The 13,814-nt window shown below is 36.8% G+C and carries 12 protein-coding genes; 5 read left to right on the forward strand and 7 right to left on the reverse strand.

Features of this window, described 5'->3' with window-relative positions; translation table 11 throughout:
* Positions 1-11: 11 nt before the first annotated feature.
* The 3 genes from rnc to pyk are packed head-to-tail and all read left to right on the forward strand — an operon-like array spanning position 12 to position 2,662.
* The gene (gene rnc / locus IV494_RS09500; protein ID WP_196079911.1) at positions 12-776 is read left to right on the forward strand and encodes a ribonuclease III; all 765 of its coding nucleotides are present in this window, start codon (positions 12-14) and stop codon (positions 774-776) included.
* Positions 751-1,224, forward strand: coding sequence for an IPExxxVDY family protein (locus IV494_RS09505; RefSeq protein WP_196079912.1), 474 nt, complete (start codon positions 751-753; stop codon positions 1,222-1,224). The genes rnc and IV494_RS09505 overlap by 26 nt, the downstream gene beginning before the upstream one ends.
* Positions 1,217-2,662 (forward strand): pyruvate kinase, encoded by a 1,446-nt coding sequence (pyk, locus tag IV494_RS09510; protein WP_196079913.1) that lies wholly within the window; start codon positions 1,217-1,219, stop codon positions 2,660-2,662. The genes IV494_RS09505 and pyk overlap by 8 nt, the downstream gene beginning before the upstream one ends.
* Positions 2,663-2,971: 309 nt before the next feature.
* Here pyk and groL read toward each other — a convergent pair whose 3' ends face one another.
* The 4 genes from groL to IV494_RS09530 form a co-directional block, all read right to left on the reverse strand.
* Positions 2,972-4,597, reverse strand: coding sequence for a chaperonin GroEL (groL, locus tag IV494_RS09515; RefSeq protein WP_196079914.1), 1,626 nt, complete (start codon positions 4,595-4,597; stop codon positions 2,972-2,974).
* Between the two features lie 124 nt (positions 4,598-4,721).
* Positions 4,722-5,000: a co-chaperone GroES gene (locus IV494_RS09520; RefSeq protein ID WP_039354682.1), complete on the reverse strand. Its 279-nt coding sequence runs from the start codon at positions 4,998-5,000 to the stop codon at positions 4,722-4,724.
* Positions 5,001-5,159: 159 nt separating this feature from the next.
* Positions 5,160-7,529 carry a M1 family metallopeptidase gene (locus IV494_RS09525; protein ID WP_196079915.1) on the reverse strand — a complete coding sequence of 790 codons (2,370 nt, stop codon included), beginning with the start codon at positions 7,527-7,529 and terminating at the stop codon, positions 5,160-5,162.
* A gap of 212 nt (positions 7,530-7,741) precedes the next feature.
* Positions 7,742-8,314, reverse strand: a complete 573-nt coding sequence (locus tag IV494_RS09530) for a HupE/UreJ family protein (RefSeq protein WP_196079916.1) — start codon at positions 8,312-8,314, stop codon at positions 7,742-7,744.
* A 51-nt stretch (positions 8,315-8,365) separates the two neighbouring features.
* Between IV494_RS09530 and IV494_RS09535 the strand changes: the two genes are divergently transcribed.
* Positions 8,366-8,872, forward strand: a complete 507-nt coding sequence (locus tag IV494_RS09535) for a DUF6702 family protein (RefSeq protein ID WP_230380049.1) — start codon at positions 8,366-8,368, stop codon at positions 8,870-8,872.
* Here the strand turns inward: IV494_RS09535 and IV494_RS09540 are convergent.
* The 3 genes from IV494_RS09540 to radA form a co-directional block, all read right to left on the reverse strand.
* Positions 8,869-9,441: an acyl carrier protein phosphodiesterase gene (locus tag IV494_RS09540; RefSeq protein WP_196079917.1), complete on the reverse strand. Its 573-nt coding sequence runs from the start codon at positions 9,439-9,441 to the stop codon at positions 8,869-8,871. The two genes, IV494_RS09535 and IV494_RS09540, sit on opposite strands and share 4 nt — an antisense overlap.
* Positions 9,442-9,549: 108 nt before the next feature.
* Entirely contained in the window at positions 9,550-11,082 is a 1,533-nt protein-coding gene (locus IV494_RS09545) for a zinc-dependent metalloprotease (RefSeq protein ID WP_196079918.1), read from the reverse strand.
* A gap of 95 nt (positions 11,083-11,177) precedes the next feature.
* Complete coding sequence (gene radA, locus IV494_RS09550) at positions 11,178-12,524, reverse strand: DNA repair protein RadA (protein ID WP_196079919.1); 1,347 nt, start codon at positions 12,522-12,524, stop codon at positions 11,178-11,180.
* A 255-nt stretch (positions 12,525-12,779) separates the two neighbouring features.
* Between radA and IV494_RS14735 the strand changes: the two genes are divergently transcribed.
* Positions 12,780-13,082, forward strand: a complete 303-nt coding sequence (locus tag IV494_RS14735) for a hypothetical protein (RefSeq protein ID WP_230380052.1) — start codon at positions 12,780-12,782, stop codon at positions 13,080-13,082.
* The last annotated feature ends 732 nt before the right edge of the window (positions 13,083-13,814 follow it).

The raw sequence follows: 13,814 nt of genomic DNA on the forward strand, positions 1-13,814 counted from the left end.
AAAATATACAGATGGAGTTAAAGAAATATCTTTCTCAATTCCTCGTCAACAGAAAAAAAAAACTTTCGGAAAAAGATTATTTTTTATGCACCGAAATTGCAAAAATTACGGGTTGCGAAATACAGAATATTAATCTTTACCGCGAAGCGTTTTCTTTAAAAACATCTTCCAGAAACAAAGAAATTAAAAATTACGAAAGACTCGAATTTTTAGGAGATTCTGTTTTGGGAGCGATTATTTCCTGTCATCTATTCACGACTTACCCGGATGCAAATGAAGGCTATCTGACGCAGATGAAATCTAAAATTGTCAACCGAAAGAATCTGAACAAGCTCGGAAATGAACTGAAACTCACAAAATTCCTCCAAAACGAGTCCACTACAACTTTAAGCGAAAATATTTCAGGAAATCTTTTTGAATCATTGGTTGGAGCGCTTTATCTCGATGTTGATTACGAAACCTGCAGAAAGGTTGTTCTGGAAAGACTTTTAACACCTTCAGAAATCAATAAGCTCGAAAATAAGATCGTCAGTTACAAAGGACTACTTTTAGAATGGGGTCAGAAAAAGAAGGTCAACATCAGATACGAAACCTGCGAAGAAATGCAGCCGAATAAAAATCTGGTCTTCCGAAGTTTGGTCTGGCTTGATGATGAAAAAATTTCAAACGCAACAGAAACATCCAAGAAAAAAGCCGAAGAGAAAGCCGCACAAAGAGCCTTTTATATCTTAAACAAAAAACAAAGCATCCTTGAAACCTCAAAAGATACTGCTTGAAATTGAAGACGACGATGAAGAAATTACTTTAGGTTTAGTTCGTCTTGCCAAAGAAGTTCCGGAGCATGAGCTTTTTTATCAGCTCAATTTGCTCAACTCTTTCAAATTTTCCAGGATTGCAGATCTAATATATAACGGAACTTATTACGACTACTCTTTTCCCAGGTTTGAAGGTTTTCATTGTGATACTAAAGTATGCATTCAGTTTATCTCTAATAAATCCTCTCAAAATATTCAGAAAAAAGTCTCTAAAGAATTATTTTCTGGGGAACAGGAAACCAAATTTTTGCTGGATCATTTTCAAGATGTAGATTATCTCCTCAAAACATCGGAGCCATTTGGTGATTTTTCCTTAATTTTGCTCCCGGAAAATCTTATGTTTCAGATACAAAATTTTCCATTAAGCCCTATCGAAGAGCTTTATCATATAATTCAATATTATGAATAAATATTTAAAAAAGACAAAAATTATCGCTACGCTTGGACCAGCTTCATCTACAAAAGAGGTGATCCTGCAATTGATTCAGGCGGGAGTTGATGTTTTCAGAATAAATTTCTCGCACGCAGATTACGATTTAGTTAAAAGGAATGTTCAGATGATCCGCGAACTGAATCAGGAATACGGATTTTCTGTTGGAATTCTGGGTGATCTACAGGGACCAAAACTTCGTGTCGGCGTCGTAAAAGAAGGTTCATATTTGAATCCAGGTGATATTTTAACGTTCACCAATGAAAAAATTGAAGGAGATTCAAAGAGGGTTTACATGACTTATCAAAAGTTTCCTCAAGATGTAAAAGTAGGCGAAAGAATTTTGATCGATGATGGAAAACTGGTTTTAGAAGTTCTGGAAACCAATAATGTAGACATGGTAAAAGCGAAAACTATTCAAGGTGGACCGCTTAGTTCTAAAAAAGGGGTGAATTTGCCAAATACCAATGTTTCGCTTCCGGCTTTAACAGAGAAAGATGTTGAAGATGCTAATTTCATGCTCGACTTAGAACTTGACTGGATCGCGTTATCTTTTGTTCGTCATGCCCAAGACATTATCGATTTAAAAGAGATCATTAAAAATCACCCGACGAATAAGCAAAAAACTCCAATTATTGCGAAGATCGAAAAACCTGAAGGGGTAAAAAATATTGAGCAAATCCTTTTGGAATGTGATGGATTGATGGTTGCTCGTGGAGATCTAGGAGTGGAAGTTCCGATGGAAGAAGTTCCGGCGATTCAGAAAAATCTGGTAGAAATTGCCAGAAAATATTCGAAACCCGTAATTATCGCGACTCAGATGATGGAAACGATGATCACCAGTTTGACCCCAACAAGAGCAGAAGTAAATGATGTTGCCAATTCAGTTTTGGATGGTGCAGATGCGGTGATGCTTTCGGGAGAAACTTCTGTTGGAAGATATCCGGTTGATGTGGTAAAAAACATGTCGAAAATAGTAAAAAATATTGAGCAAACGCATTTCTATCAGACTAAAAACTCACCGATCGAACACGAATTTAACTGTATTGATGAGCGTTTCATTACGAACAGAGTTTGTCTTGCAGCAGTAAGAATTGCTAAAACCACCAATGTTGAAGCGATCATTACTTTAACCTATTCAGGGTACACGGCTTTCCAGATTTCTGCACACCGACCGAATTCGAATATTATCGTTTTTAGTTCTAACAAAAGAGTTTTGACGATGCTGAATCTACTTTGGGGAGTTCGCGCATTTCATTACGACATGGAAAAATCTACGGATGAAACTATCGTACAGGTAAATATGTTGGCTCATACTCACGGTTTTGTAGAAAACGGTGATTTCGTTATTAATTTAAATGCTACTCCAGCTTACGAAGGTGGAAAAACGAATACTTTGAGATTGACGACAATTTAAAAGTGTTTTAAAATATTAAAAGTGCGTTCCGAATGGGACGCATTTTTTCTTGATGAAAAACAGCAATTGCATTATTACTTATTCTTCCGTTTAAACATTTTTCTTTGAATGATCGTTTTTTGTGTCGGTAAATTCATAGCCCTGATTGAAACGGCATCCTTTTTTGACGAGGCACGAGGAGAAAAAGATATAGTGGAAAGCATCTCGTCTTGAGGACGAGACCGGCTCCTAAAAAAGGCAAAAAAAATCCGCTCAAAATTAATTGAACGGACTCTATATTTAAATTGGATTGCTCCGATTTGTTTGATATTACATCATTCCCGGCATTCCACCGCCCAATGGCATTCCAGGTTCGTCTTTTTTAACTTCAGTAATTACACATTCTGTAGTCAACAACATTCCTGCAACAGAGGCTGCGTTTTCTAATGCAACACGAACCACTTTCGTAGGATCGATAATTCCGGCTTCGTACATGTTTACGAATTCGTCATTTTTCGCATTGAAACCGTAATCTCCAGTTCCTTCAGCTACTTTCGCAACGATTACAGAACCTTCTCCACCTGCATTGGCAACAATTTGTCTCAATGGTTCTTCGATGGCTCTTTTCACGATTTTAATTCCGGTATCCTGATCCTGGTTATCCCCTTTCAAATCATTCAACGCAGGGATACTTCTTACCAAAGCAACACCACCACCAGGAACAATTCCTTCTTCTACTGCAGCTCTGGTTGCATGAAGTGCATCATCAACACGGTCTTTTTTCTCTTTCATTTCTACTTCAGAAGCAGCACCAACATAAAGAACGGCAACTCCACCTGCTAATTTAGCAAGTCTCTCCTGTAGTTTTTCTTTGTCGTAGTCGGAAGTTGTAGTTTCCATCTGCGCTTTGATCTGGCTCACTCTTCCTTTAATTAGAGCTTCGTCACCACCACCGTTTACTAAAGTGGTATTATCTTTGTCGATAACCACTTTTTCAGCAGTTCCAAGCATATCCATGGTAACGTTTTCCATTGTGAAACCTCTTTCTTCAGAAATAACAGTTCCACCAGTCAAGATTGCAATATCTTCTAACATTGCTTTTCTTCTGTCCCCAAATCCTGGAGCTTTCACAGCAGCAATTTTCAATGAACCTCTTAATTTATTTACAACTAAAGTTGCCAAAGCTTCACCTTCAACTTCTTCACAAATAATTAATAAAGCTTTTCCTGCTTGAGCAACCGGTTCTAAAACTGGAAGCAGATCTTTCATAGAAGAGATTTTTTTCTCCACCAAAAGGATATAAGGATTTTCTAATTCCGCTACCATTTTTTCCGGATTGGTCACAAAATAAGGAGATTGGTAACCTCTGTCGAACTGCATTCCTTCAACGACATCAACTGTAGTATCGGTTCCTTTTGCTTCTTCAACGGTAATTACTCCTTCTTTTCCAACTTTTCCAAAAGCTTCTGCAATCAATGTTCCGATGGTATCATCGTTGTTCGCAGAAATTGAAGCAACCTGTTTGATTTTTTCTGAAGAATCACCAACTTTTTGAGACTGAGACTGTAAGTTTTTTACCACTTCAGCAACCGCTTTGTCGATTCCTCTTTTCAAATCCATTGGATTCGCTCCGGCTGCAACGTTTTTCAAACCTTCGCGAACGATTGCCTGAGCAAGTACAGTTGCAGTAGTTGTTCCGTCTCCTGCGATATCGCTGGTTCTTGATGCAACTTCTTTCACCATTTGAGCACCCATATTTTCAACTCTGTCCTCAAGCTCAATCTCTTTTGCTACAGAAACTCCGTCTTTGGTTACGTGTGGCGCACCGAAAGATTTTTCGATTACTACATTTCTACCTTTTGGACCTAATGTTACTTTTACTGCATTTGCTAATGCATCAACGCCTCTTTTTAAAGCATCTCTCGATTCTATATCGAATTTTATTTCTTTTGCCATTTGATTTGTATTGATGTGCGATGTATAAACTACAAAGCACTATTTATTTTTGTTAAAATTATTTTTCCTAATTAAAGATGAGCTAATTCCTACACTGTAAATGCTACAATGTGAAAAACGGATCTTATCCGATAACTCCCAATAGATCGCCTTCTTTTACGATCAGATAATCTTTGCCATCCAATTTCAATTCGGATCCTGAATATTTTCCGTAAAGCACTTTATCGCCTACTTGTACTGTAGTTGGTTCATCTACTTTTCCTGGTCCTACTGCGATTACAGTGCCTTCCTGTGGTTTTTCTTTTGCAGTATCGGGAATAATAATTCCTGAAGCGGTTTTTGTTTCAGCTTGAATCGGTTCAACTAAAACGCGATCTGCTAATGGTCTGAATTTTACTGACATATTACTATTATTTAAATTATTATGTTATGCTTTCTAATTTACTAAAACGGTGCCATGGAAATTTATATGTAAATCTGTCATTATCTAAATATGATGATGAGAAATTTTGGCAGAAAAAAAGCCAATCAGTTGATTGGCTTGTAGTAAAAGTTATAGGTATTAATTTTTCTTTCCGCTAGCTTGCATTGGATTTACTTTTCCATTTGCGGCGCCTCTTGCCGAACCTGCCTGTTTTTGTTTGAAAACCTCAAACTTCGAAGTCGGTTCCGCGATTTCACCCCAGAAATTATTTGAAGTATCGATGTCTGCGGTTTCCTTCATCGGATCCAATTGAATGGATTTTAATTTCTTGTCGAAATAATAAGTCTTTGAAACTTTCTGCTCGTTCTTTCTCCAGATCTGTGCAGAGGATTTATCAGTTAGTTTGCTGCCATCTTCAAAAGTAAATTCAAGAATAATCGGCATTACCAAACCGCCTTTGTTACTGAAATCAATTTGGTAGGCATTAATTTTTTGCAGATTTGCTTTATCTTTAACCGGAACATTTTCAAGATTATCATTTTTCAAAGTATAGATTTTTGCCTGATCTACTTTTTCCATTCCGCGGTCGTAACGCCAGTAGAAATCCTGGGTTTCTTTGTCTTTGTCAGTATAGAAAGTGATATTTTTATCTTCCTTGTTTCTGAATTTTGAGATATCTGTAAATTCATTCTGCAAAGGTTTTTCTACGGTGTAGGAAACCTCTTTAGATTTCGGTACTGCATCTAAATCCGGCGAAGAAACGGTTACGTTGTCAATAGAAATATCTACAGGATCAATTCCGTAAAACCAACCGCGCCAAAACCAATCGAGGTTTTCGGCACTTGCATCATTCATGGTTCTGAAAAAATCTGCAGGTTCCGGATGTTTGAACGCCCATCGTTTAGCATAGGTTTTAAAAGCTTTATCAAACAATTCTCTTCCCATAATTGTTTCGCGCAAAATATTCAATCCAGTTGCTGGTTTCGAATAAGCATTCGGACCAAACTGAATAATATTTTCAGAATTGGTCATGATTGGCTCCAATTGCTCTTTTGGAAGTTTCATGTAATCTACGATCGTATGAGCGGGACCGCGACGGGAAGGGAATTTATTGTCCCATCTTTCTTCCGTTAAATATTCAACAAAAGTATTCAAACCTTCATCCATCCAGGACCACTGTCTTTCGTCTGAATTAATGATCATCGGGAAAAAGTTGTGTCCAACTTCGTGAATAATAACACCGATCATTCCATTTTTAATACCTTCAGAATACGTTCCGTCTTTTTCAGTTCTTCCGTAATTGAAACAGATCATCGGATATTCCATTCCGTTTGCCGCTTCAATAGATTGTGCGACAGGATAAGGATATGGAATTGTATATTCTGAGTAGGTTTTGATCGTATGAGCAACAGCTCTTGTAGAAAACTTTCTGTAGAGATTATAAGCTTCTTTCGGATATAAACTCATCGCCATCACCTCGTTTTTATTTTCAGGAATGATGACTTTCATACCGTCCCAAATAAATTTTCTTGAAGAAGTCCAGGCGAAATCGCGCACATTATCGGCTTCAAATTTCCATATTTTTCTTTCTTTGGAATGCGTTTTTTCTGCTTTTTTAGCTTCGTCTAAAGTAACAATCTCGATCGGTTCATTTGAAGTCTGGGCTTGTTTCCAACGGTTCAGCTGAGCAGAAGTTAAGACTTGATCATAGTTTTTCACCACGCCAGTTCCGGCTACAATATGATCGGCGGGAACATTCATAGAAACTTTGAAATCCCCAAAAACAAGAGCGAACTCTCCTCTTCCAGTGAACTGATTATTTTGCCATCCTTTGAAATCACTGTAAACACACATTCTTGGATACCATTGCGTGATCGTATATAAATCGTTGCCATCTTCGGGAAAATTTTCATAACCTCCTCTTCCACCCATGACCATTCGGTTTGAAATATTATAATTCCAGTCGATCTTAAAAGTGAATTTTTCTCCTTTTTTCAATACTTTCGGAAGGTCGATACGCATCATGGTTTTGTTTACTACAAATTGCAGTGGCATTCCCGAAACATCTCTCACCTTTTCTAAATTCACGCCATAACCATTGTCTTTCACCGGTAACTCGGTCGATTTTAAACGATCGGAAGGAATCATTTTTGGCAATTTAGAACCATCATCAAATCCCGCATCTTTTACAGATGAATGTTCGTTCTCGTCTAATTGCAACCAAAGATATTCGAGATCATCTGGCGAATTATTGTAATAGGTAATGGTTTCTGAACCACGCAGATTTCTTTTGTCTTCATCCAGGTAAGCGGTAATATCGTAGTCAGCGCGGTTTTGCCAATAACCTTGTCCCGGAGCACCGGAAGCGGTTCTGTAAAAGTTTGGCGTGGGTAAAATGGTACCGAGTAGCTCGAATTTATTACCGTGATTACTCTTTGGATTGTTTTGAATGTCTTGTCCGAAAGCAAAAACCGAACAGAAAAGAAGCGTAAATATTTTGAATTTCATTTTAAGAGGAGATTTTGAACTTAAGTCTCAAATTTAATTATTTTATGTGGATTGGAAGGGTATTTTCAAGAAATGAGTGTGAATTTTTCAGCAATCTCACGCCCCGACTTGAACGGAGCTCTTTTTGCGACGAGGAACGAGGAGCAAAAAAGCGAGAATCCTTCGACAAGCTCAGGATAAATTCAGGCGGAAAAAGGCGCCCAAATAAAAATCTATATACGCTCCAAAATCATTTGCCCGGAAAGAATGATGGCGACCACTGAAATCCCGATGATCCAATATTTTTGCTGGAATTTCAGGAATTTTGAGAGGAAAAATAATAAAATTATCACCAGTAAAACGACGGTTATTTGACCTAATTCTAAGCCGATATTAAATCCTAAAAGTGGCACTGCTATATTTTGTTCAGAAGCCATCGCCATTCTTGCGGTATTGGCAAATCCCATCCCGTGAATTAAGCCGAAAAAAAGCGCCAGAACATAGTTGATCCGCATCAGTTTATCTTGATTTTTGCGGAATAAAATATTATCAAATGCGGTGAGCATAATGGTGATCGGGATTAAAATTTCGACCAAGGTAGAAGGAAGTCGGAAAACATCGAGAACGCTCAAAGCCAGGGTAAATGAATGTCCGATGGTAAAGGCCGTAATTAAAATGAGAATTTTCCGCCAGTCTTTGTAAAAGTAAACAGCGACTAAAACCAGTATAAATAATTGATGATCAAGCGCATCCCAGGAAATAATGTGTTCCCACCCGAGTTTCAGGTAGAATAAGAAATCTGTCATTCTAAAAATTTTTACGAAAATAATGATTAATTTCGTCTTCTGATTTTAAAAATGATGTTGAAAAAATTTCTGCTTCTTTTCTCGTTATGTTTCTTTATTTGGTCGCAAGCTAAAGAAGTTCATCCATATCATGTTGGTTCTGTTGAATTTAACTATAATGTGAAATCAAAAACTTTTCAAATTACGGGAAAATTTTTTCTGGATGATCTGGAAAATGCCCTGAAAGAAAAATATGGAAAAGCAGTTCATTTTAATGATGCGAATTATAAACAGCAGATCAATGAATATTTAAAAAAATACTGCGAGGAGTATTTAAAATTGAAAGCGGACAATCAATTTTTGAAAGTTAATTACGTGGGTTTTGAAGAAGACAGCGAGGCTGTAAATATTTTCCTGGAATCTGAACCTGTTAATTCACCAAAGAAAGTGGAAGTTGCCGTAAGTTTTCTTTATAATTATTTTGATGATCAGATGAATATTATTCACGTCGTAGTTGATGGAAAACGACAGAGCGACAAACTCAATTATCCGAATCGGTATTTGTACAAAACCTTTTAGAACTGCGAATTTACTTTTTCCGCATGTGCTAAAAGTTCCGGAAAGAAAATATCGAAATGCTTTTTCAACTGTGGTTTATTTTTCATGAAAACCTCAAAAACCGGCAGATCTTTATCTAAATATTTGGCTTTGTTTAAGACATTCTGCATGGAATATTGAATTCCCCAATCTTGTTTGTAATTGTAAAGCCAGTTGTCTTTTTCCATTCCATTGACCATTCGAACTAATCTTTCCGGCAGTAAACTTTCATATTTTCTTAAAACCTGATACACTTTTTCCGCATGATTTTTTAAAACCTGATCTGATAAAGAATTGGCGAGAAAATAATCCATCGAAACATCTACAAAAGCACCAGCATACAATCTCACCAACGGACTGAATATTTTCTTTGCCGCACTCAGTTCCGGATGAGCATCGGTAAAAGTATCAACTTCGCGGTGTAAAGTTATTCCTTCCTGTATTTTTGCGGAGAACGAGAAACGATCTCTGTTCGGAATAACATCTTCCAAAAACTGACCGACAATTTGTTCGTCGGAGAATGCGAGAAAAGAATGGGCGAGATAATTCATAAACGAATATAGAAATTCTTAAATAAAGCATCAAAAGTATTAGTACTTAAAATAAAAAACCTCCGAGTAAAATAAATTACCGGAGGTTGTAGGATTATCTTATTATTTTTACTTCACAATAAATTTCTTCGTTCCGATCAACGTATTTTCTTTGTTGTAAATACTTAACAAATATTCTCCGGAAGTCAATCCTTTGATGTTAATTTTCTTATCAGCACTTTTCAAAATCATTTGACCCACAAGATTGGTTATTGTGAAATTATAATTCCGGTTGTCTTTTACCTGAATATTAAGTTCATCTTTAGCCGGATTGGGATAGATCGCAAAATCTACAATATTTGCATTTTCAATAGTCGCAAGAGTTTTTGTAGGCATAAATTCAGAAACCACACAGGCAAAACGTGCAAAACCAAAGGCTTCATTCGAGGGTTTTGGTTGTCCAATCTCAATTCCAGTAGGTTCTGTATTATAATTTACCAGTGGATTTGCCCATCTGTTAATTCTCGTGCACGGAAATCCTGCATTTGCGCATTCATCATTATAGGCCATGATCGTTCGCCATCTTTGTGCAGCGGTGCTCGCAGCTCCTAAAGTGATGGCTGTTTTATTCGTATATCCGTGGTGATGTTCACAGGGATTTAGGGCTGCACTAACGTACCAGTCATGATTTAAACCCATATTGTGACCTAATTCATGAGCCAGCGTAAAGTTGGAAACAACACAATTGTAAAGCCCTACACAAAACCCACTATTTGGAGTATAATTGGTGCTGTTATTATTTAAGTAGCCAAGTCCACAAGTATTGGTCGGCGTACTTGTAACCAAGGCGCAAAGATCGGCACCGTAAGTTGATCTAAGATTCGCAACAGTATCCATAAATCCATCGCCTTCTGTCCGAAATCTTGTAAGATCGGTATTTATATTTCCTGATTCAACATAGGCAATTTCGTCACAATACACCAAGTTGATGGTCACATTTGAAACTCCAGAAGCTCCAAGGGAAACATTAAAATTGGTTATTGCAGTCGCAACAAAAGATTTACTTTGAGCCAATCCGCCCCATGCATTTTTTGCCTGCTCCGTGAAAACTACCATCACATCAATCGTACTTGAAGGACAAACCGGCGTAGCTGCTAAACAAATATTAGCATTCACTTTCTGGTTAATTGCGGCTTCATCTAAGATGGAATTTTCTGTAGAATCTTTGCTAATAAGATTTGATTCATTCACGATAGAGACTGCAAAAATATTTTCATCCGTCTGGTGAAATATTGCTTTTTCACCGGAACTGGAAGTATACATTCCGGTTACGATATTGTCTACCTTAGATAAAACAAAATCTGAATCTTTTTCATTTTGAACAGCATAAACAAAAGATTCACTTTCATTGGAATATAAAAAAGTCTTTAAATAATGTGCTTTGATCACTTTGCCATTCGGAAGTGTAATTTCAAAATCTGATCTCAAGTTAAAAGAAGATTGTTGGTAATACTTCGTAGAACTATAGGTGTCAGATAGACCTTTGCCTATTTTTTGATTGGTGGCAAGGTTTTTTTCATTGATTGAATTCTGGAACAGTTTATTCTGGGCAAAGATGAATGTTGCGCAAAACAGCATTAAGAAGGTAAATTTGATTTTCATGTTGGTTTGAGTTTTTTAGGTTAATTACAAAGATAAAAAACACGTCAAATAATTCTCGGGTTAAAACACGGGAAATTCAATTCTTCTTTAATGATTTAAAAAAGACACTCATGAAAATCTTCAATTTTACTCACTTCTACAATGACAATTCCATATTTTTTCTTTGGAATTTTATTTAAGTTCGACACGAATATCTTTTCGTACCCTAATTTCTCCGCTTCAGAAATCCTTTGTTCAATCTGCGGGATCGGACGAATTTCTCCGCTCAAACCAATTTCTCCCGCGAAACAGAAATGTTCAGAGATCGCAATATCTTCATTCGATGAAAGAATCGAAGCGACCACTGCCAAATCCAAAGCTGGATCTCCGGTTTTAATTCCGCCCGTAATATTCAGGAAAACATCTTTCGCTCCTAACTGAAATCCCGCTCTTTTTTCTAAAACAGCCAGAAGCATATTCAGTCTTTTCGAGTCAAATCCAGTACAACTTCTTTGCGGCGTTCCATAAACTGCGGAACTTACCAACGCCTGAATTTCAATCAGCATCGGGCGATTTCCTTCTAAAGTTACAGCCACAGAATTCCCCGAAAGTTCCTCGAACTTCTTCGTAATCAATATTTCTGAGGGATTTTTAATTTCCTTCAAACCTTGAGAAACCATTTCGTAAATCCCAATTTCTGCGGTCGAACCAAAACGGTTTTTGCTGGCTCTCAATAATCTGAACAAATGATTTCGGTCGCCGTCAAAATTTAGAACAACATCGACCATGTGTTCCAAAACTTTTGGACCTGCAATTTGTCCGTCTTTCGTAATATGTCCGACTAAAAAAACCGGTGTATTCGTCTCTTTCGCATATTTAATGATCTCATTGGAACATTCCCGAATCTGGGAAACCGTTCCGGGCGAACTTTCGATCGTTTGACTTTGCAGTGTTTGAATCGAATCTACAATTACAAAATCAGGTTGTAATTTTTTAGCTTCGTGCAGAATTTTTTCGACTGAAGTTTCTGTAAAAAGAAAACAATTCGGATTTTGAAGTTCCGTCAATCGATCAGCTCGCATTTTAATCTGGGACGCACTTTCCTCCCCGGAAACATAAAGAATTTTCTTCTTCATTTTCAAAGCCAGTTGCAGCAACAAAGTCGATTTCCCAATTCCAGGTTCACCACCAATTAAAGTCACGGAACCCAAAACAATTCCACCACCTAAAACACGGTTTAATTCTTCGGACGGACTTATAATACGAGGTTCTTCAAAGGTTTCGACCTCGATAATATTGATGATATGCTGTTTCGATTTATCAGTGTAAGATTTTGCCGGCGATTTTTCGACGATCTCCTCTACCAAAGTATTCCATTCCCCACAATTCTTGCATTGACCGAGCCATTGCGGATAATTCGTTCCACAATTTTGACAGACGTATGCTGTTTTTACTTTTGCCATGTTGCGAATTTCCTGAAAATAATTGAATAACGAAGAGTTTTTGAAGAGGAGCAAGAAGATTTTCGCTTCTCAGAAAATTGTACCCGCTTTCCGTTATATCTTTTTTGTTATTGCGAACAAATTCCTGCAATTCATCGAAATAATTCGCAACCGCAATAACAAAAAAGGATGCCACTGCAATCGGGGCTAAAAGAAATGGCATTTTTTATCTTCCAGCTTTTAAAAAGAATTATTAGATTTGTTAAACTTCACTTTATGAAAAAATTATATGCTTTACTTTTCGTTTTTCTTTTCCTTTCAATTTCCGCACAGGATTTACAGAAAATTGCCAAAGAAATTAAAGATGAGGGAATAATCTTATATAGAAGCGAAATGGCATCTTGGTACGGAACGGATATTTTCATTGCCAATTATCCACAACGTGAAAATATTTCCGGATATTTTTCTTACATCGACGAAGGAGTTCCTAAGTGCATCTTTTTTTCCGGAGAAAATAAGGTGATTGGAACCGTGGCATTTCCAACAACTATGAACCAAAAGACGCAAAACTTGATTTAAAAGAAAGAGTTTTTTCGAAGGTTGAAAAAAATTACTTCGACCTTCTTCAAAAAACAAAAGAGAGGATAGCATCCGATGCCATCTTTAAAAAATACGACAATGCTAACTTTAACATTATTCCACTCATTACCAAAACGGAAAGCAAAGTTTATATTATAAGTGGAACAAACGCTGATAATGTAGTTCTTTTTGGAAATGATTACCTCCTTAATTTCAATAAGAAAAATGAGATTACAAAAGTTCAGCCTTTACATAAATCTTTAATTTCTCATAAAATAGTAGATGAAGAAGTAGGTAAAACAGTTTCTGCGATTCATTCTCATGTTCTGGAAGACTGGTTATTTATTACCCCAACGGATATTTGCACTTTGATGCTATATCAAAAATTTACAGAATGGGAAAATTATACGGTGATTTCAAAAAAGTATACAAGTTTGTGGAATGCTAAAAGCAATTTTTTGGTCATTTTGAAAACTGATGTCATCAAAAAAATTAATGATGATCAGAGAAAAAGACATCCAGAACAATATAAGAGTGAAATAGCAGAATAAACATCAATAGAAACGGGCTTTAGCCCGTTTAAAAAAGTTGAAAAGTCCAATTGGCTTTAGCCAAAACTTAAGACAGATTTGAAAACTCTTCGACTGGCTCAGAGTGACACGAGTTAGCTTTCTACCGAAAAAATGTTTTGTCAGATTGCGGTTCTCGCTGGATATTTCTATGTCTTTATAT

The organism is Kaistella gelatinilytica (genome assembly GCF_015679325.1).
Taxonomy (GTDB): domain Bacteria; phylum Bacteroidota; class Bacteroidia; order Flavobacteriales; family Weeksellaceae; genus Kaistella; species Kaistella gelatinilytica.